This is a genomic window from Streptomyces sp. NBC_00576 (genome assembly GCF_036345175.1).
GTDB lineage: Bacteria > Actinomycetota > Actinomycetes > Streptomycetales > Streptomycetaceae > Streptomyces.
On the sequence record NZ_CP107780.1, the window covers coordinates 5,198,179 to 5,217,455 of the forward strand.

At 71.1% G+C, this 19,277-nt stretch carries 16 protein-coding genes; 5 read left to right on the forward strand and 11 right to left on the reverse strand.

Annotation, left to right across the window (positions count from 1 at the left end):
- Positions 1–7 precede the first annotated feature (7 nt).
- Positions 8–706 carry a GAF and ANTAR domain-containing protein gene (locus OG734_RS22290; RefSeq protein WP_330289287.1) on the reverse strand — a complete coding sequence of 233 codons (699 nt, stop codon included), beginning with the start codon at positions 704–706 and terminating at the stop codon, positions 8–10.
- 312 nt (positions 707–1,018) lie between these two features.
- On the opposite strand from OG734_RS22290, the gene OG734_RS22295 reads away from it, so the two are divergent.
- Positions 1,019–1,657 carry a hypothetical protein gene (locus OG734_RS22295; protein ID WP_330293748.1) on the forward strand — a complete coding sequence of 213 codons (639 nt, stop codon included), beginning with the start codon at positions 1,019–1,021 and terminating at the stop codon, positions 1,655–1,657.
- 10 nt (positions 1,658–1,667) lie between these two features.
- On the opposite strand, the gene OG734_RS22300 is transcribed toward OG734_RS22295, so the two are convergent.
- From OG734_RS22300 to OG734_RS22325, 6 genes are all read right to left on the reverse strand, one after another.
- Positions 1,668–3,128: a glycosyltransferase family 39 protein gene (locus tag OG734_RS22300; RefSeq protein WP_330293749.1), complete on the reverse strand. Its 1,461-nt coding sequence runs from the start codon at positions 3,126–3,128 to the stop codon at positions 1,668–1,670.
- A gap of 145 nt (positions 3,129–3,273) precedes the next feature.
- Complete coding sequence (locus OG734_RS22305) at positions 3,274–3,924, reverse strand: hypothetical protein (protein ID WP_330289288.1); 651 nt, start codon at positions 3,922–3,924, stop codon at positions 3,274–3,276.
- Complete coding sequence (locus OG734_RS22310) at positions 3,921–4,553, reverse strand: RNA polymerase sigma factor (protein WP_330289289.1); 633 nt, start codon at positions 4,551–4,553, stop codon at positions 3,921–3,923. Before OG734_RS22310 ends, OG734_RS22305 begins: the two co-directional genes overlap by 4 nt.
- 77 nt (positions 4,554–4,630) lie before the next feature.
- On the reverse strand, positions 4,631–5,005 hold the full coding sequence (locus OG734_RS22315) for a TIGR03943 family putative permease subunit (RefSeq protein WP_443064893.1): 375 nt from the start codon (positions 5,003–5,005) through the stop codon (positions 4,631–4,633).
- 496 nt (positions 5,006–5,501) lie between these two features.
- A complete protein-coding gene (locus OG734_RS22320; protein ID WP_330289290.1) occupies positions 5,502–6,845 on the reverse strand; it encodes a helix-turn-helix domain-containing protein in 1,344 nt (447 codons plus the stop codon).
- Between the two features lie 218 nt (positions 6,846–7,063).
- On the reverse strand, positions 7,064–8,563 hold the full coding sequence (locus tag OG734_RS22325) for an NCS1 family nucleobase:cation symporter-1 (protein WP_330289291.1): 1,500 nt from the start codon (positions 8,561–8,563) through the stop codon (positions 7,064–7,066).
- Positions 8,564–8,840: 277 nt separating this feature from the next.
- Between OG734_RS22325 and OG734_RS22330 the strand changes: the two genes are divergently transcribed.
- Both OG734_RS22330 and helR read left to right on the forward strand, forming a co-directional pair.
- Positions 8,841–10,118 (forward strand): glycosyltransferase, encoded by a 1,278-nt coding sequence (locus OG734_RS22330; protein WP_330289292.1) that lies wholly within the window; start codon positions 8,841–8,843, stop codon positions 10,116–10,118.
- A gap of 34 nt (positions 10,119–10,152) precedes the next feature.
- Positions 10,153–12,384 (forward strand): RNA polymerase recycling motor ATPase HelR, encoded by a 2,232-nt coding sequence (gene helR / locus OG734_RS22335; protein ID WP_330293750.1) that lies wholly within the window; start codon positions 10,153–10,155, stop codon positions 12,382–12,384.
- A gap of 3 nt (positions 12,385–12,387) precedes the next feature.
- Here helR and OG734_RS22340 read toward each other — a convergent pair whose 3' ends face one another.
- Entirely contained in the window at positions 12,388–12,582 is a 195-nt protein-coding gene (locus tag OG734_RS22340) for a DUF397 domain-containing protein (RefSeq protein ID WP_330289293.1), read from the reverse strand.
- Positions 12,583–12,784: 202 nt separating this feature from the next.
- Between OG734_RS22340 and OG734_RS22345 the strand changes: the two genes are divergently transcribed.
- Complete coding sequence (locus OG734_RS22345) at positions 12,785–13,105, forward strand: DUF6401 family natural product biosynthesis protein (RefSeq protein WP_330289294.1); 321 nt, start codon at positions 12,785–12,787, stop codon at positions 13,103–13,105.
- Here the strand turns inward: OG734_RS22345 and OG734_RS22350 are convergent.
- Together OG734_RS22350 and OG734_RS22355 are read right to left on the reverse strand one after the other, a co-directional pair.
- Positions 13,102–13,422 carry a transcriptional regulator gene (locus OG734_RS22350; RefSeq protein WP_330289295.1) on the reverse strand — a complete coding sequence of 107 codons (321 nt, stop codon included), beginning with the start codon at positions 13,420–13,422 and terminating at the stop codon, positions 13,102–13,104. The two genes, OG734_RS22345 and OG734_RS22350, sit on opposite strands and share 4 nt — an antisense overlap.
- Positions 13,419–13,910, reverse strand: coding sequence for a hypothetical protein (locus OG734_RS22355; RefSeq protein WP_330289296.1), 492 nt, complete (start codon positions 13,908–13,910; stop codon positions 13,419–13,421). Before OG734_RS22355 ends, OG734_RS22350 begins: the two co-directional genes overlap by 4 nt.
- Positions 13,911–14,130: 220 nt before the next feature.
- Between OG734_RS22355 and OG734_RS22360 the strand changes: the two genes are divergently transcribed.
- Positions 14,131–15,306, forward strand: a complete 1,176-nt coding sequence (locus tag OG734_RS22360) for a glycoside hydrolase family 64 protein (protein ID WP_330293751.1) — start codon at positions 14,131–14,133, stop codon at positions 15,304–15,306.
- Here OG734_RS22360 and OG734_RS22365 read toward each other — a convergent pair.
- A complete protein-coding gene (locus tag OG734_RS22365; RefSeq protein ID WP_330289297.1) occupies positions 15,299–19,078 on the reverse strand; it encodes an nSTAND1 domain-containing NTPase in 3,780 nt (1,259 codons plus the stop codon). The two genes, OG734_RS22360 and OG734_RS22365, sit on opposite strands and share 8 nt — an antisense overlap.
- Positions 19,079–19,277: the final 199 nt, after the last annotated feature.

The following is a 19,277-nucleotide window of genomic DNA, read 5'->3' on the forward strand; positions in this document are numbered from 1 at the left end:
GCTACCGCTACCCCCGATCGAGCCGCTTCCGGCGCCGCACCACCTCCCGCGCGACCGCCAGCGCCGTGCGGCCGTGGGCGAAGGCGTACGCGCGCAGACGAGCCAGGGCCTCGTTCGCGCCGACACCGAGCTGAGCCATGATCATGCCGGTGGCCTGGTGGATCTCGTCGTGGTCCGCGACCAGTCCCCCCAGCCGGGCCTTCCTGGACAGGTCCATCAGCGACACCGTCACGATCCTCGCCAGGCATCCGGCCGTTTGCAGCTCGCCGGGCGTCAGCCGGCCGGCGGTGTCGCGGTAGAGGTCCAGTGTGCCCACGCAGATCCGGTCGCTGCCGAGCGGCAACGCGTACACCGCGTGGACGCCCACCGCCGTCGCCTCCTGGGCGAAGACCGGCCAGCGGCGGGCGTCCCGGCCGGATGTCAGGTCGGACGCGAGGACGGGGGTGCCGGAGTTCCCGGCGGACTGGCAAGGGCCGTCGCCCAAGGTCGCCTGGATCTCGGCGAGTTGGGCGGCGCGGTCGTCGGTCGAGGTCAGCTGGATGGGAACGCCGTCGGCGCGCAGCGACACGCTCGCGCCGGTCACCGGCAGCAGCTCGACGGCGACATCGCAGAGCAGCGCGGGAATCTCACCGGGGCAGGTGTCCCGCACCCGCTCGGCGATCACCTCGGCCTTCCGCTCGTCGCCCGGGCCGTCCCCGAACCGCACGGTCTTCGCCTCCTGAGCCCTTCGGTCCCTCCGAGTTCTTCAGATGTCCCGGGTACCCACGACATCCCGTTTACCCATGCAATTTACGCGTGCACACATCGTTGTGAACCGACCACCCTCCGTTCCCGCAAAGGCAGTGGGCAATGGGCGGTGGGCGGTGGAAGGTGTACCTGGCACCACCCCCACATCGGCCACTCAGGCCCAGGGACGAAGAGCGCCGCGACCGGCACGATCCCTTACATGAACAAGACGACGAAGACACAGCACACAACCGGCCTCAGCAACGCCACCGGCCTGCCCCACTCGCCCGGCCTGAGCGAGACGGCCGTCCGTCGCCTGACCGGCATCGCGGGCATCGCCGCCGCAGTCGCCCTGATCGTCGAAGTACCCCTGTACTTCATCTACTCGGGCCCACCGCCGGACGCGAACGTCCTGGCCCGCCTCCTGGTCGGGATCTTCGCGCTCGCCTTCCTGATCGTCTTCGTGACGAGCTTCCGCGAGCTGGTGAAGCGAGTGAACCCGGCGTACGAGTGGGCGGCCTCGCTGGCCTACTCGACGGGCCTCGTCTACGCGACGATCGTCCTCGTCTCCATGGGCCTGGAGGCCGGCGCGGTGATCGCCACCGACCACTCGATCGACCCGACGATCGAGGTGAACGGCACGTACATCCTGTACGGCTCGATCAGCCGCCTCCTGCTCGCCCTCTTCCTGGCGGCGACCGGCTACACGATCGCCCGCACGAACCTCCTCCCCCGCTGGACGACCCGCTCGGCATACGTCCTGGCGGGCATCAACCTGGCCTTCGTACCGTCCCTGTTCTTCGGCAACGCCCCGGCCGACTTCTACGCGGCGAACGGCTGGGGCACGACAGCCTCGATGGGCGCGATCCTCAGCTACTGGCTGCTGGCCCTGGGCATCTCGACGTACCGCAGCGGCGCCCCGAAGCGCTGAGCGACCGACCTCAAGTGCCTTGTCCCGTACGGATATCGCGGCGCCCGCCTGTCAGGCCGGGCGCCGCGGCACGTGGCACTGACGCCAGCCGCTCGTACACCGTCACCCGTCGGCCGCGGACTTGTTCGTCGGCCACCGCGGTGAAGTACTTTCTCAGTACGGAGATCTTCGTTCTGTCCCGGGCGGCCGTCGCCGGTTTCGCCACCCCGGGTGCGTCCGTCACCAGCAGGATCCGTTGCTGGGTCAGCATCGCCGCACGGATCCGGCTCGGGTTCGCCTCCACGCCTTTCAGTGTTCCGGACTCCTCCGGGCTCTCGGCCAGGGCGATGTCTCTCAGGTCGGCGAAGGCGCGGGGAGAGACGGATTCGGTGTCCCGGCGCGCTGCCGGGATGAAGACCACCGCGCTCCCGGGCTTTTCCAGCCGCCGTACTTCCGACGCTATCGCCAGGACATCGTCCACCCGGCTGGCCGGAGACCGCTTGGCCAGCGACTGCGGCAGCAGTGCTGCCATCGCCACGGCGATCACTGCGGGGAGGATCCACATCGATGCTCTCGGGAATCCCGGTCCGGCGGCCCGTGCCACCGAGCCGACGATCGTGCCGATGAGCAGCGCCAGACCCAGCAGGCTGAAGAGGATGTACCGGTCCAGGAACAGCGGCTGGATCAGGGAGACACCCATGAGGCCGAGCTGCGGCACCGCGAGCAGCGGTAACGCGACGGCTGCCACCGACAGGCGGCCCGCCCGGGGCCGGTCCAGCAGGGCGCCTGCGCCGCCGATCAGCAGCAGGATCGCCGGGCCGATCACCATGTGCCAGGTCAACGGCGGTATCCATGACACCTGTTCGGACTGGCCTCGGCTGAACAGGGCCAGCGGCAGCACACCCGCCACGGCAGCCGCGGAGGCCGCCGCCCAGCGGATCCACACCCCGCGCCCGGCTCGCGTCCAGACCAGAGTCGCCAGGTGTGCCGGGAGAATCATCAGCGAGAGCCAGTTCAGCAGCCCGCAGATCAGGACGGTGCCGCCGTAGGCAGCCCAGTACACCGGCCGGTCCCGCCCGTGGAACACCCTCACCAGCAGCCAGGTGGAGATTCCGGCCCCGGCTGCGACCAGAGCGTACGGGCGGCCCTCCTGGAGGTAGAACTGCACGGCCGGAAGCAGCCCGAGCGCCATCCCGCCCGCCAGGCCCACCCACCTGTCGGCCAGCCGGTGGCCGATGGCCGCCACGCAGGCCGCCGCCACCGCCATGGCCAGCACCGAGGGCAGCCGCAGAGTTGTGGTGCCGGCCCCGAAACAGGCGAACAGGCCGTGCATCAGCAGGTAGTAGCAGCCGTGCACGACGTCCACGTTCGTCAGCAGGTGGCAGATCTCGGCCGTGGAACGTTCGGCCACCTGCCAGGTCGCGGCCTCGTCCCGCCACACGCTGTCCTGCCGCGACAGCCCCCACAGGCCGAGGCCGAGAGTCCACATCATCGGGATCAGCCATACGTGCCAGACCCCCCAGACCTGCCGGAACCGCCGACCCGGCCGGACGTGAACACGGCGCTGCAGGAGGCCACTTGGGGGTGTCATGATCACGAAAATATGCAACGCAGCCCCCCCTGCGCGACCGGATAACTCAGAAGGCCTCGCGGAACATGGCCCTCGCCTCGTCCGTGGCCTCGGTGGTGCCGCCGCACGTCGGGACCATGCCATCGTCGGCGGTGACGAGGTAGTGGGCGCCGATCCGGAAGTCCGGGGCCTCCAAGAACGCCCCGTCGTTGCTGAGGCGGACCTCGTCGGAAGGGTTGGCCAGATTGGGGTCGAGGCGGTACCAGTGGTCGACCTGGAGGACCACGCGGTCGCCCTGTTCGGCCGTCACCGTGCCCTCGAAGGCGAGTTCGTGGCGGCGCAGGAGGTCGGGCGTGGGTGCCGCGCACGCCGCCGTCCCCGGGTTGCCCTCCGGGAGGATCAGGGTCAGGGGCTCGAGCTGGGGCACCCGACCGACTCCCGCCGCACCTGCCCCCGTCTTGTCCGCCGGACCCTCTCCGCCCCGCGCGACACCCCAGCTGACACCGCCTCCCACCAGCAGCAGTGCCGTGAAGGCCAGTGCCGGTACGAGGCGCCGGCGCGGCCGTGCGCCCTGAGTGGCTGTGGCTGTTTTTGTGGTTGTGGCTGTGTTCGTGTTCATCGTGGCCTCCACAAGACGGGTGACGTCGGGTCGCGGAGCCTTCGAGGTCAGTGCCGGGTCCGTGGCCTTCAGGTGGGCCAGCAACTCGTCGTCGTTCATCGACTGCTCCTTCCGTTTCCGTTTCCGGTACCGGTTCCTTGTCCTTCATCCGTCACATGTCCGGGGTGCGGGCCGGTCTTTCGCTCCAGCTGGGCCGCCAGTCTCTTCTTCGCCCGGTGCAGCCGGATGCTCACGGCGTTCGCGCTCAGGCCGGTCACCTCGGCGATCCGGCTCGGGGTCAGCTCCTCGTACGCCCACAGGAGGACCACCTCCCGGTCCAGCGCGCGGAGTTGGGCGAGCGCCGCGTGCAGGGCGGTGTGGTCGGCGTCCCCCGTCTCCCGCGCCGTGCCCGCTGCCGTCCACGTCAGGCGTTCCAGCAGGGAGCGTCTACGCCGGTCCGCGCGACGGGCGTTGGCCAGGCAGCCGCGGGCCACGCCGTAGCACCAGGGCAGTACGGCGTCGGGGTCGGGGACGCGCTCCGACGCCTCCGGACCCGGTACGTCCTCCAGACCCGGTACGTCCTCGATGCGGCGCCACAGCACCAGCAGCGTCTCCGAGAGGACGTCGTCGACCTGGTCGGGGTCCGCGCGCCGCAGCAGATAGCGGTGCAACGGCTCCGTCACGACGTGCGCCAACGCCTCGAAGCGGGCCCGCTGATCCCGGGTGGCCCTCTGTTCCGTCTCCGTCATGGATTCCACGACCTGCCTTGTCCGGCACCGGGGGAATCCTTTCACCGCCCCCGGATCCGGTCGGTTCCGGGAAACCGTCACCGCTTCTCGTACGGATTCGACGGCTCCGCGACCTTCCTCACGGACCCCGCGTCCAGCACAGGCGGCCAGGCCTCGTCCGAGCCCAGCTTCCCCTTCGCCACCCACGTTCCGGTGACCGTGACCCAGGTGTCGGTGACCGGGGCGTCGGCGGCGCGTATCTCGACCTTGCTCGTCGAGGCGTCGGCCGCGCAGCAGGAGACGAGGAGGCGGGTGACGTACCAGGCGCCGTCGTCCCCGTGGGTGACGAAGCCGGTCAGACGGACGGTACGGCCCTTCAGGGACCGTCCGCTGTCGAAGACCGCGCGCGAACTGAACTCGCCGACCGTCAGCTCCAGCGGACTCCCGACGGGCAGCGCGGGGAACGTCCCCACGCCCTGCGCCGCCCGCTGAGCCGCCTCCCGGTCCGGTCAAATGTTCACAGGCCCGGCCGAAGGGTTGGAGCTGCGCACCAAGGAGTGCGCAGGAGGTCGAATTAGCTCGATCGTGTGATCGTCCGTGTGCGGGCTTGCGGCGGGCTGGGCCGTTCGGGTTAGCGTGGTTGTGCGACCTGGGACACCGGGTACGGCGTCAGCGTGCGGGGCCCCTGCTCCACCGGAGTGATGGTTCAGGGCCTCCCCGTCGCCTCTGGCCGTACCCAACCGGCCAGGTCGCGAGGGCTGTGTTCATCAGCGGCCTCCGGCCGCGGGGGCCTCCCGGGCCAGGACCACGCACACGATGCGTGTCGCCACCCGGGGTCGAGAACGCCGGGGACCAGCTCGCCCAAGACCGTTCGGGGCGCGCGGCTGAGCGGACTCACTCCCTCTCAGTCCACAGGAACGGTAACCGCCCGTACTGTGCGCCGACCCCGATTCGTCAAAGAGGAGGCTGTCAGAGAGGAGGCTGTGCGGGCGCCGGGCCGAGAGTCGTGGTCCCGGGGGCCGTACGATGCCCCAGCCCCGTCCGATATGCGTCGAGCGCGGCCTCCACCCGGCCCGTCCGGCGCAGCAGATCGCCGAGCAGCCGGCACAGGTCGGCGAGGTCGCCGGCGGCGCCCGCGCGTTCCAGGACACTGAGGGCGCGTACGTAGTGCTCCTCCGCCCGGTCCGTGTCGCGGGCGTCCTCGGCGATGATGCCGAGCAGCCGGTGGGCGGCGGCCGAGTGGACGGCGCCGCGCTCCGACGACAGATCCCCCAGTACGTCGTGCAGCAGCGCCGCCGCCTCGTCCGACTTGCCGCGCCGGTGCAGTACGTCGGCCAGCTCAACCGTGACCTGGCTGCTGTAGAGCGCGGCGCGCTTGGCGGACAGCATGGTCTGCGCCTCCCTCAACTCGGCTTCGGCGAGGGCGAGTTCGTTCTGCTGGGCGTACAGATACCCGCGCATCCAGTGGCAGTTGGCCAGTTCGGTTCGGATCTGCAGCTGCCGGTACAGCTCGGCGGCCTTCGCCAGCGAGGCGTCGGCCTCCGCGTACCGTCCCTCGGCGAGCATCGTCCGGGCCACCTGGCGGTGCATCCGGGCGACCAGCGCCGGGTCGCGCACCTGTGGGGCGAGCGCGAGGGCGAGTTCGGCCGCCTGGGCCGCGCGCGCGTGGGCGCCCATGTCCATGTAGGGGGCGATGGAACTGGCGTAGAGGGGGAGGAGTGCGTCCGGGTCGTGCAGCCCGGTGCGGTTCAGCTCGTCGATCGTGGACTCGAGAAGGTATACGGAGTAACGGAGTTCACCGGCGAGATAGTGCGCGACGGCCCGTCCGCGCAGGGCGGGCACCCGCCCGGTCAGCGGCTCGTCGGCGAGACACCGTTCGGCGAGTTCGAAGTGCTCCTGGGCGGCCGTGAGATCCCCGGTCTCCACCCCGCACTCCCCGAGCCCGAGCAGCGCGGTCGCCTCTTCCCCGACCAGCCCCAGCCGCGCGGCCTCCTCCCGCAACTCCCCGTACTGCTTGGCGGCCGCCTCGGTCTCGCCGGTGGCGAGGGTGCGTTGGGCGTCGGTGAGGCGCAGTCGGATGTTCGTGGCCAGGTGGGCCGGCCGCCCGGTCACCAACTCCTCGTACGCCACCCCGAGTTGCTCGGCGATGTGCCGCAGCGCCTCGTCGGAGGCGCGTACGCGTCCCGCCTCCACGGTGGAGATGTAGGCGGGGGTGTAGGCGGGCTCCGCCAACTGCCGCTGTGTCAGCCCCTGCTCGATACGCAGCCGCTGCACCCTGCGCCCGATGACTTCCGGGTCGTCCCGCTCCGCCATCGCCCAACTCCCAGGTGCCTACTTGCCGTTGAGGTCCGCCAACCTCTACGTTAAGCCACGAGTTAAGCGTGCTTAATACGTCGCTGTTGTTGCGAGGTTGCCGTGCTCTCACACTTCAGAGCGGTCTGCGCGGCGATCGTCGCCGCCGCCACACTCATCATCGCAGCGAACACTGGCCCGGCACGGGCGGCGGAGCCGCACCATGCCGGGCCACTGGGTCAGGAGGCTGCGGGCGTCTCGGAACCCGCGGTCAGCGGGCTCTTCCCTCCGCTCACCCCGAAGTAGATCGTCCCGGCGACCAGCACCCCGATGAACCATGAGTACGGCCCCAGGGCCGCCCCGTACCCCGCGGGCCCGTACGTCGGGAGGATGCTGGAGAAGATCGCGCCGACTGCCGCCGCCGCGAAGGCGCGGATGTTCCAGCCGCCCTGGAAGCGGAACTCGCCGTCCTCCTTGTAGAGGTCGGGGACGTTCAGCTGGGCCTTGCGGAGGAGGTAGTAATCGACGACGACCACGCCGAAGATCGGGCCCATCGTCGAGCCGATGGCGTTGACGAAGCTCGGGGCGTTGTCCCAGGGGTGGAGGGGGTAGAGAAGCAGAGCGATGACCGCCGCGATCAGGCCGCCCCGCTTGAAGGTGATGTGCTTCGGGGCCACGTTGGCGAAGTCGAACGCCGGGCTGACGAAGTTGGCGACGACGTTGATGCCCAGGGTCGCGACCGCGAACGTCAGGGCGGCGAGGAGCACGAGGAACGCGCTGTCGAACTTCGCCGAGATCGCCGCCGGTTCGAGGATGACCTCGCCGTACACCTTGCTCGCGGAGGCCGTTGTCATCGCCGCCACCAGCGAGAACAGGATCAGGTTGACCGGCAGGCCCCAGACGTTGCCCTTCTTCAGGGTCTTCTCGTCCGGAGCGAAACGGGCGAAGTCACCGAAGTTCAGGAACAGCGCGGCGAAGTACGTCACCCAGGTCGCCGCGATGGCCGCTATCGCGGCGAACGAACCCGGCGTCACGTCCAGGCCGGTCGCGTTCTTCGCCAGCGCGGCCAGGTCCTTGGCCGGCATGTCCACGGAGAAGGACAGCGTGCCCGCCTTCACCGACAGGGCCACCGCCAGCACCAGCATCATCAGCCAGACCGCCGGGCCGGCGAAGTCCTGGAACCGGCGGACCGTCTCCATGCCCTTGCTGATGATCAGCAGTTGGGCCGCCCAGACGGCGAGGTAGCAGATGACTTCCAGCCCGCTGTGGTCGAACAGACGGCTCGTCTCGTGCAGGTGCTTCGGTCCGTCGTAGCGGATCAGGAAGGCCACGATCGCGCCCGCCGCCGCGCTGGTCTGGGCGCCGTACCAGAACGTGGCGACGACCGCCCGGACCAACGCCGGTACGTTCGCGCCGAACGTGCCGAAGGAGGCGCGGGCCAGGACGGGGTACGGGACGCCCGTGCGCACGCCCGCCTTGCCGATCAGCGTCATCAGGTAGTAGATGACCAGCGATCCGACGCCGATGCCGATCAGGAACTTGAAGGTGTTGCCGGCGACCAGGAACAGGCTGGCGGCGAGGAAGTAGCCGTACAGACTGTGTACGTCAGAGGTCCACACGTTGAAGATGCTGAACGCGCCCCACTTGCGCTCGGTGGCCGGGGCTAGGTCCTCGTTGTACAGGCGGGGGGAGTACCCCTCCCTGCCCGTGATCTCGGTGTCTCTGGCCGTGTCCGTCATCGCGTTCTCTTCCTGCGCGGGTCGCCACGATGGCGCCGGATGGCCTAAAGAGAACGGGCCGGATGTTTCTCCCAAGTGCCGCGCATGTAACTGACCTGTCAATGGAAGTTTTCTTCCATCACGGGGGAGCGGGCGGGAGAAAAAACAAAGGGCAAGGAGTTCTGCACCCCTTGCCATGTTCAAGATATAGCGCACCGGGGGGCTTGCGGCAAGGCCCCCGTCGTGCCGCAGAATCTCCGGCCTAGGGCCGGAAACTGCGGAAACGGGGAGTATCGAAGTGCGTGTTCTGCTGTCGACCTATGGGTCGCGCGGGGATGTCCAGCCGATGGCCGCCCTCGCGGTGGCGTTGCGGGAACTCGGTGCGGAGGTGCGGGTGTGCGCACCGTCGGACGAGGAGTTCGCGAAGCTGCTGGCCGGAATCGGCGTGGAGTTCGTGCCGGCCGCCGAGCCGGTGCGCACGCTGGTGACCGGGGCGGCTCCGATGACACCGGAGGGCCTGCCCCAGCGTGCCGCCGCGTTGACCGCCGCGCAGTACGAGGCGCTCGTGACGGCGGCCGAGGACTGTGACGCGGTGGTGGCGACCGGGCTCGTCCCGGCGGTGGCCGCGGCCCGGTCGGTGGCCGAGGAGCTGGGTATCCCGTTCCGGTACGTGTCCTACTTCCCGACCATGCTGCCGTCGCCCCACCACAGGCCGCACGCACTGCCGGGCCGGCCGTTCCCGCCGGACGAGACCGACAACCGGGTGCTGTGGGACCTGACCAGCGAGAGCTTCAACGTCCTGTACGGGCCGGGGATCAACGCCCATCGGACGTCGATCGGCCAGCCTGTCGTGGACGACGCCCTCCGGCATGTCTTCACCGGCCGGCCGTTGCTCGCGGCCGACCCGGTTCTGGGTCCGTGGCCAACGTCCCCTGCGGACGCCGCAGACCTGGCAGACCTGGCAGACCTGGCAGACCTGGACGTCGTACAGACCGGCGCGTGGATCCTGCCCGACGAACGGCCGCTGTCCGCCGAGCTGTCGGCGTTCCTGGACGCCGGCGAACCGCCGGTCTACGTGGGCTTCGGCAGCATGCCCATGCGTGAGTCGGCGGACGTCGCCCAGGTGGCTGTCGAGGCGGTGCGCGCGCACGGCCGGCGCGTGCTCGTCGGACGTGGCTGGGCCGACCTCGCCCTGATCGACGACCAGGACGACTGCCTCGCCGTCGGCGACGTCAACCACCAGGCGCTGTTCCCCCGGGTGGCCGCCGTCGTGCATCACGGCGGCGCGGGTACGACGACGACCGCCGCCCGGGCCGGCGCCCCGCAGGTGGTCGTACCCCAGCTCGTGGACCAGCCCTACTGGGGCGCCCGGATCGCCGAGCTGGGCATCGGCGCCGCGCACGACGGTCCGACGCCGACCTTCGAGTCCCTGTCCGCCGCGCTCGGCATCGCCCTGGCCCCCGAGACCCGCGCGCGGGCCACCACCGTGGCCGCCATGATCCGCACCGACGGCGCGACGGTCGCCGCGAAGCTGCTGCTCGACACGGTCGGCCGCGAGACCTCGGATCGGAGCTGATGCCGTGAACCCCCGGACCACCACCGAGACCACCATCCGGACCACCTCCAGGACCAGGAGCACCACCACGTCCACCACCAAGTCCACCACCAGCACGTTCGACCTTCCCGACCGTCTCTCCCCCAAGGCCGACCCGAGGCTGATCGCCCGCGACGAGCGGCACTTCGCCGCCATCGCCGAGTGTCTGGAACAGTCGATCGCCGAACTGTCCGACCGTCTCGACGCCGAGCGCAGGGCCCCCGGCGGCACCGGCCGCGAGGCGATGGACCGGGACACCGAGATCCACCGGATCACCGCCCGCCTGCGCGCCCTGCGCCGCTTCGGACTGGACCTGTGCCTCGGCCACATGGTCAGTGCGGACGACCCCGAGCAGGCCGTGTACGTCGGGCGGCTCGGCCTCACCGACAGCACGGGCCGTCGGCTGCTGCTCGACTGGCGTTCGCCCGCCGCCGAGCCGTTCTTCGGGGCCACCCACGGCAACCCGATGGGGCTGGCCAGCCGCCGCCGGTACCGCTGGACCGACGGCCGGATCAGCGACTACTGGGACGAGGTGTTCGCCTCGGACGGGTTCGACGGGCACGCTGCGGCCCTCGACGACCAGTCCGCCTTCATCGCCAGCCTCGGCAGCAACCGGTCGCCCCGGATGCGGGACGTCCTCGGCACCATCCAGGCCGACCAGGACGCCATCATCCGCGCCGGATCACGCGGCGCGCTCGTCGTCGACGGCGGCCCGGGCACGGGCAAGACGGTCGTCGCCCTGCACCGCTCCGCCTACCTCCTCTACGCCGACCCCCGCCTCGGTCACCGTCGTGGCGGCGTCCTGTTCGTCGGTCCGCACCGGCCCTACCTGGCGTACGTCGCCGATGTCCTCCCCAGTCTCGGCGAGGAGGGCGTGCAGACCTGCACCCTGCGGGACCTCGTCGACGAGGGGGCGTCGGCGGCGGTCGAGGCCGACCCGGAGGTGGCCCGCCTGAAGTCGTCCGCGGACCTGGTGAGGGCGATCGAGAAGGCCGTCGCGTTCTACGAGGAACCGCCCACCCAGGGGATGACGGTCTCGACCCACTGGTCCGACGTCCGGCTGACCGCCGGCGACTGGGCCGTGGCCTTCGAAGCGGCGCCCGGTGTGCCCCACAACGAGGCCCGCGACCAGGTCTGGGAGGAACTCCTCACGATCCTCGCCGACAAGCACGACAGCGACGACCACGACGGCGACCACGGTGTCTCACCCGCCCAGCTGCGCAAGTCGCTCGCGCAGGACCGAGAATTGGTCACCGCCTTCAACCGCGCGTGGCCCCTGCTCGAAGCGGCCGACCTCGTCTCGGACCTGTGGTCGGTGCCCGCCTATCTGCGGATGTGCGCGCCCTGGCTCAGCCCCGACGAGGTACGGAAACTGCAGCGCGCGGACACCCACGCCTGGACCGTGTCCGACCTGCCGATCCTGGACGCGGCACGCCGGCGACTCGGCGACCCGGAGGCGGCCCGGCGAAAGCGCCGGCACGAGAGCGTCCTCGCCGCCCAGCGTGAGCGCATGACCCAGGTCGTCGACAACCTGATCGACGCCGCCTCCGACTCCGGCGCCGACGGTGACGACGGCGAAGGCCTGGTGCGGATGCTGCGCGGCCAGGACGCCAAGGTCAGCCTGGTCGACGAGTCCGAACTGACCACCGCCGACCCGGACCTGCTCGCCGGGCCGTTCGCCCACGTCGTCGTGGACGAGGCCCAGGAACTGACCGACGCGGAGTGGCAGATGCTGCTGCTGCGCTGCCCGTCCCGGAGCTTCACCATCGTCGGGGACCGCGCCCAGGCCCGGCACGGGTTCACGGAGTCGTGGGAGGAACGGCTGGAGCGGATCGGGCTCGACCGGGTCACCCTGGCCTCCCTGAGCATCAACTACCGGACGCCGGAGGAGATCATGGCGGAGGCCGAGCCGGTCATCCGGGCCGCCCTCCCCGACGCCAACGTGCCGACCTCGATCCGCAGCGGCGGGGTTCCTGTTGTCCACGGTTCGGTGTCGGACCTGGATGCCGTCCTCGACACCTGGCTCGCCTCACACGCCGACGGCATCGCCTGCGTCATCGGCGACCCCGGGTTCCGGCCGACGACCTCACGCGTCCGGTCGTTGACCCCGTCACTGTCGAAGGGGCTCGAATTCGACCTGGTCGTCGTCATCGACCCCGAGACGTTCGGCGAGGGCATCGAGGGGGCCGTGGACCGCTATGTCGCGATGACCCGGGCGACCCAGCAACTCGTCATCCTCACCCGTTAGTTCCTAGGCGGACACCGAGGTGACGAACGCGGCGAAGGCCTCCGGCGTGAGCGTGAGAGCACCCAGGTCGGGGGCCTTTGAGTCGCGGACGGCGATGTGGGGGGTGAGGGAGGCTACTTCGACGCACTCGCCGCCACTCGTGCCGCTGTAGCTGGACTTACGCCACGCTGCGGCCGTCAGCTGCTGGCTGGTCTCCATAGCGTTCCTCCATCACCCAGGCGGGCGCGGACTCCTGATCGTCGAGGCCGTCACCGACCGCTGGGGCTGGTACAGCCTGCCCACGCATCCCACACGTACCGGAAAGACCGTCTGGTTCGAGTGCGAGAGTAAGGAGTCGGTGTGATGGAAACCATGACATACCCCTCTCCCCCCTCTCCCTCCTCCCACATACCGTGGAGCGATGTCCCCTCTGGTCAGAATCAGCAGCGCGTTCGCGCCCCGCTTCGCAGAGTTCGCGTTCGAGCCTGCCTTCACGGCGGCCGTGGATCAGCACGTCGCCGAGATCAGGGAACGGATCGCGGCCGGCGGCCCCGGGCTCGTCCCCCGGCAGCCGCACCGCGAACACCTCACCGACTACGCCCTCGGGTTCCTCGACGCACTCGACGAACTCGACTGGCGTGAACCCGTAGGACACGACTACGCGGTGTGCCGCCTCACCGCCATCAGCTGGCTGGTGGAACGGCACAGCCTCCTTGAGGAGAACTCGGAGAACCTCGGCTAGAGCGCCGGATCCGTCGGGCTCACGATCGCCCGCAGTGCTGCCAGGTGCCCCTGGTAGGCCTGCCGGCCTCGCTCGGTCAGGCGGAGCCAGACGCGCTGGCGGGTGTCGCGGACGGCTTTGCGCTGTTCGACGTAGCCGGCGTCCATCAGCACGGTGACGTGTTTGCTCAGCACGGAGGCGGAGAGGTCGAGTTGGTTCTGGACCAGGCCGAACTCCGCCTCGTCGGCGGTGTCCAGCAGGGCGCAGACGCGTAGCCGGTTCGGGGCGTGGATGGTGGTGTCGAACCCCGCCAGCGGGTCGTGGTCCTGGGCGCTCACGTGGTCTTCCGGTGCAGGCGGACGAAGGCGAGGTGGAAGCCGACGGACACGGCGACGCCGATCAGCGAGGCCGCGATCAGCCACACCGGCCGCCCGGTGACGCGGAACGCGAGCGCCGACCCCACCAGCAGCACGGGCAGGCCGGCCATGAGCGGCACGGCCGCCCGCTTCGGCAGCACGTCCAGCCGCAGCGCCACCCCGGTCCTGTCGCGCCAGCCCTTGGCCGCGACGGCCAGCAGCGCCCCGTACACCGCGGTGATCGCCAGCATGACGCCCACCCAGGCGAGGCGCGGCAGCAGCCAGTCCGTGTCGGCCATGATGCCGCCGTAGGTGATCGGAAGCGCCGCGATGTAGAGCGTGAGCGCGATGAAGAACCAGGTCGGCCATGGTGTGGCCGACAGTGCCGCGGCGGAGGCCCGGACCTGCTCGGTGTCGGCCAGTGCGGCACGAGCCTGCTCCGGCGTCAGTCGTACCCCGTTTGTTTCCATGACGGAAAGCGTAGCCGATAGTTTCCAGCATGGAAAGATGCGGGTTTCCAGAACGGCAAGTGACGAGCCTTGGTCTAGACCTTGACGTGTCCCGCTCACCAGAGCAGCCTGAGAGCGCTCTCAGGAAAGCGACGAGCAAGCGACACGAGGAGGGACCAACGTGTTTGCCCAACGGAAAGTGCGGAAAATTCGGAAGGCGCGGAGGGTACGGAAGGTGCTGGTGCCCCTGGTCGCCGCCGCGGCCGTCGCCACCGGACTCACGGTCGCGGGCCCGGCGCCGTCCCACGCCGAAGCCGCGGTGCCGACCACCATCCCGCTGGAGTTCAGGAACAACTCGGGGCGCGGCGACCAGATCTACGTCTACAACATCGGAACCGAGCTCTCGACGGGCCGGCAGGGCTGGGCCGACGCGAACGGCACGTTCCACGCCTGGCCCACGGGCGGCAACCCGCCGACCCCCGCGCCCGACGCGTCGATCGCCGGACCGGCGAACGGGCAGACGATGACACTCCGGATGCCGAAGTTCTCCGGCCGCGTCTACTTCTCCTACGGCCAGAAGCTGGTCTTCAGGCTGACCACGGGCGGTCTCGTGCAGCCCGCGGTGCAGAACCCCTCCGACCCGAACGCGGACATCCTCTTCAACTGGACCGAGTACACGCTCAATGACGCCGGTCTGTGGATCAACAGCACACAGGTCGACATGTTCTCGGCCCCGTACGCGGTCGGCGTCAAGAACACCGCCGGCGCCGTCAAGAACACCGGCCACCTGAAGGCCGACGGCTACGCGGGCTTCTTCAACGCCCTGAAGGGCCAGCCCGGCGGCTGGGCCAACCTCGTCAGAACGCGGTCCGACGGCACGATCCTGCGCGCCCTCTCCCCCGGCCACGGCATCGAGTCCGGCGCCCTGCCGCGCACCGTCATGGACGACTACGTCAACCGCGTGTGGACCAAGTACGCCGGCTCCACCCTGACGGTGACGCCGTTCGCGGACCAGCCGGCCACCAAGTACTACGGCCGGGTCTCCGGCAACGTCATGAACTTCACCAACAGCTCCGGCGCCGTCGTCACCACCTTCCAGAAGCCTGACGCCGACAGCATCTTCGGCTGCCACAAACTCCTGGACGCACCGAACGACCAGGTGCACGGCCCGATCTCCCGCACCCTGTGCGCCGGCTACAACCGCTCCACCCTCCTGACCAACTCCAGCCAGCCCGACCCGAGTTCGGCCGGCTTCTACCAGGACACGGTGACCAACCACTACGCCCGCAAGATCCACGCCCAGATGGCCGACGGCAAGGCGTACGCCTTCGCCTTCGACGACGTCGGCAACCACGAGTCGCTGGTCAACGACGGCGCCCCGCAGACGGCGTACATCACGCTCGACCCGTTCAGCTGAGCGAGGGGCCCTGGCCCTGGGCGCACACCCTCCGGTACGCCACTCCCGGCGCATACGTCCGCCACTGTTCCCGCGAGAGGTCCGCCCCCGTGCCCGCCCGGGCGCACACCTGGGCGGCCGCCTGTTCCGGGTGCACCGCGTACCGCTGGAGGGGGACATGGGCGCTCCCCGCGTACAGGGTGCCGCTGTCGGCGCTGAAGGCGAGGGTGTCGATCGGCTCGCCCGGTGTGGTCAGGGGGCCGCCCAGGGGCTGTTGGGTGGTGATGTCCCAGAGCTGGAGTGTGCCGGTGCCGCCCCCGACGGCCAGGGTGGCGCCGTCCGGGCTGACCGCCAGCGCGCTCACCGCTTCCGGTTCCTTGCCCAGCGGAGCGGGGAAGACGTTGCGCAGGATGCCCGTACGGTCGCTCAACTCCCCGTCCCACAGGGCGACCCGTCCGGTCAGGTCGCCCGCGGCCAGGCGTGAACCGTCGGTGGCGAAGGCGAGGGCGCTGATCTGTTCGCCCTGGACGAGGCCCTTGCGGGCGACCTTCCCTGTGCGGGGATCCGCGGTGCGGTTGTCGCCGACAAGGAGGCCGCTTTCGGGGTGGGCGGCCAGGTGGGTGCTGGTCAGGCCGCTGAGGGTCGTCGTTCTGCGGCCCGTGTCGGTGTCCCACGCCTCGTCGACCGGTTTGCCGAGGACCGGTAGGCGGGCCGCGTACAGGGTGCCGCCGGCTGGGCCCAACGCGAGGGCGGCCACCGGGGCGGCGGACTCGGGCGTCGCGAGTTCCAGGGTTGCGCGGGCCCGGTTCTGGCCCAGATCCCAGACCGTTAAGCGTTGCGGGGACGCTTCACGGCCGGGCGCCGAGACACCGTACGCGAGCGCCTTGCCGTCGGGGCTGAACGCGAGGAGGGCCGACGTGTGTTCCGGGATCACCGGGTCGGCGGGGTCGGCCGACACGGGCGGGGGCGGGGCGGGGAGGGCGCGCAGGAGGCGGCCGTCGGAGGTGGCGCGGAGTTCGAAACGGTAGCCGTCGTCGAGGAGTTCGGCGGTGGCGTAGGTGCGGGCGTCCGGGCTCACGCGTACCGCCGTCAGCGGGTCCTCGCGCCAGGCGGGCGTGACCGCGAGGCCCAGTTCCAGGCAGTGGACGGCGCCGCCTTCGAGGTAGCGCAGGGCGGTCCGGCGGGTGGGGTCCCAGGAAAGGCCGTACAGGTGCTGGTTGTTGAGGGGGTGCCGGAACACGGGGGCCGCCGGGTCCGACAGGCGCCACACCCGGATCTCCGCGCCGGCGGCGGTCGCGAGGAAGGTGCCGTCCGGGGTGAACGCGGCCCGTTCCGCGCCCGGTTCGTCGAGGTGGGCGACCCCGCGGGCGGACACCGTGTCCCATACCGTCACGCCGGACTCCGAGAGCGCGGCGAGCCGGTCGCCGCCGGCGCCGAACACCAGGGCGGTCCGTTCCGCCTCGTCGCACAGGCCTCGGGTCCGTTGCCAGGGGCCGGGACGGGTGCGGTGGCGGGCGATGTCCCAGACCTGCGGGGACCCGCCCGCCGGGCAGACGGCGACCAGGCGGCCGTCCGCGCTCACGGCCTGAGTCACCGACCCGCCCGCCACCCGGCCCCCGAACAGCACGCCGCCGTCCGTGACCGACCGCAGGCGCACCCGGTCGTCGTCGATGTCGCTCACGACGTAACCGCCCGCCGCGATGTCGATGACGGAGGTGAGGGGGAGAGGACGCGGGTCGCCGGTCCAGCGGCCGGTGGCCGTGTCCCACAGGCGGATGCCGGCGTCCCCGGCGACCGCGACGACCCTGGCGTCGGGGCCGGCCGCGAGCACCTCGCCGGCGGGGAGGTGGCCGGAGGCGGTGCGGCGGCCGTCGACGACGTCCCAGGTCCGCCAGGCACGGCCGTCGACGCTGAGCAGCGTACGGCCGTCGTCGGCGAGGAAACGTGCCGGTCCGTCGCCCGCCGCGGGGTCGGTGAACACGGCGTGTTCCGCCTGGGCGAGGGAGCCGAGCAGCGCCCGGCGGGCCTCGGGCAGCGGCGAGATCCGCCAGGCGGCGACGCCCAGCAGCATCGCGGTGCGCGGATCGGTCGTCCGCATCGCGTCGGCGATGTCCGCGACCCGGCGCGCGGCGTCGTCGGTGTGATGGCGCGCGTTGTCGACACTCAGGTGCCAGACGGCCAGCCCGCCCATCAGGGCCACCGCCAGTACGGCGGACAGCGCGCCGACGAGGACCCGGGAGCGCCGGGTGACGCGGGCGGTGGCCCGGGCCTGCGACGTGCGGGCCGCGAGCGCCGCGTCGAGGAACTCGCGCTCGGGCGGGGTGAGCCGGCCCTGTTCCCCGGCCGGCTCACCGGCGAACAGTTCCTCGGCGCGGGCCAGTCTGCTGCCCCGGACCAGCGCTCCCGGGTCACGGTCGTGCTCCAGCCAGAGCCGCGTCTCCTCGGCCAGCCGCCGATGGTGGCGCAGCCACTCCCGGTCCGCCTCGATCCAGTCGCGCAGCCTCGGCCAGCAGGTGATCAGCGCCTCGTGGGCGAGCTGGACGCCGTCCTCGTCGACGGTGAGGAGCCGGGCGCGGGCCAGGCGTTCCACCACCACGGGCACATGGTGGTCGGTCGTCGACTCGGCCAGTTCGGCCCGGGTCAGCGGGCGCCGGGTGTCGGCGCCGCCCTGCCCCGGTTCGACCATCCGCAGCAGCAACTGGCGGGTTCTGCGCGCCTGGGCGGGGGTCAGCTGCCCGTACACCTCCTCCGCGCTCGCCGCGATCGCCCCGCGCACCCCGCCCGCCGCCTCGTACGCGGCCAGCGTCAGCAGCCGGCCCCGGCGACGGCGCCAGGTCTCCAGCAGCACGTGCGACAGCATCGGCAGCGCGCCCGGCCGGTCGAGGACCTCCTCGACGATCCGCGCGGTCAGCTCCCGCTCGACCAGCAGCCCGACGGCCGCCGCCGGCCGGGTCACCGCCTCCCGCAGCTCGTCCGCCGTCATCGCCCCGACCAGCAGCCCGGCCCCGCCGAGCGCGTCCGCGAGTTCCCGGTGCTCGGCGCAGCGGGCGTAGAAGTCGGCCCGTACGGACACGAGTACACGCAACCGGCTGTCCGGGTCCCGGGCGGCCAGCAGGAGGTCGACGAACCGGGTCCGCTCGGCGCGGTCGTGGCACAGGGTGAAGACCTCCTCGAACTGGTCGACCACCACCCAGGTCTCCGGGTCCCCCTCCTTCGGGGTGAGCAGCTGCCCGTACGTCTCGGCCGGCCGCTCCCCGGGGGTGAACACCCGTACCGCGGCAGGGTCGGGGCGCTCGGGACCGGCGCTCTCCTGCTGGAGGCGGGGTATCAGCCCGGCCCGCAGCAGCGAGGATTTCCCGCTCCCCGACGCCCCGAACACCACCGCGAACCTGTGCTCCCGCACCAGCCGCAGGAGCTCGCCGACCAGTTCGTCCCGCCCGAAGAACAACTCCCGGTCGTCCGAATCGAAGGGGGCCAGCCCACGGTAGGGCGCCGCGGCCTCCCCGTCCTCGTCGCGGGCCGCGGACGCGGCTTCCGCCTCGGCGTCCTTCCAGCGCGGCTCCCACTCACCCGGGTCGCCCCCGCACGCCCGTACATACCCCTGGACCACCGCGAGCGACGGCAGCCGCTCCCCCCGCGCCGCCTCGGACAGCGTCGCCGCGGAGAACCCTGCCACCTCGGCCATCCGGCGGTACGAGCAGCCGCCCGCCGTCCGCCGCAACTCCCGCAGCTCATGGGCGAACAGCTGCACGGGACCGGCCTGCGGGTCCACCGGTCTCTCGGGACGCCCCATGAGCTCCACCCTCCCCATCCCCGTACGGCACAGGAGCCACACCACAGGGAAAAACGGGCCGAGCGCCATACCCGTTCACAACGAAAACGGTCGGGGTGGTGAAAACGAACTCGCGACGACGGAATTGAACGGCCTGATGAAAGGGGTGCCAGTCAACTTTCCGGCTGCCAGTCTCGGTCCCGCCACGCCGGACGACGGC

Coding starts and splice junctions, on each gene's coding strand:
- OG734_RS22300 (WP_330293749.1), bottom strand. CDS start 3,128: ATGATGTGGACTCTCGGCCTCGGCCTGTGGGGGCTGTCGCGGCAGGAC.
- OG734_RS22305 (WP_330289288.1), bottom strand. CDS start 3,924: ATGAACGACGACGAGTTGCTGGCCCACCTGAAGGCCACGGACCCGGCA.
- OG734_RS22310 (WP_330289289.1), bottom strand. CDS start 4,553: ATGACGGAGACGGAACAGAGGGCCACCCGGGATCAGCGGGCCCGCTTC.
- OG734_RS22320 (WP_330289290.1), bottom strand. CDS start 6,845: ATGGCGGAGCGGGACGACCCGGAAGTCATCGGGCGCAGGGTGCAGCGG.
- OG734_RS22325 (WP_330289291.1), bottom strand. CDS start 8,563: ATGACGGACACGGCCAGAGACACCGAGATCACGGGCAGGGAGGGGTAC.
- OG734_RS22340 (WP_330289293.1), bottom strand. CDS start 12,582: ATGGAGACCAGCCAGCAGCTGACGGCCGCAGCGTGGCGTAAGTCCAGC.
- OG734_RS22345 (WP_330289294.1), top strand. CDS start 12,785: ATGTCCCCTCTGGTCAGAATCAGCAGCGCGTTCGCGCCCCGCTTCGCA.
- OG734_RS22355 (WP_330289296.1), bottom strand. CDS start 13,910: ATGGAAACAAACGGGGTACGACTGACGCCGGAGCAGGCTCGTGCCGCA.
- OG734_RS22365 (WP_330289297.1), bottom strand. CDS start 19,078: ATGGGGCGTCCCGAGAGACCGGTGGACCCGCAGGCCGGTCCCGTGCAG.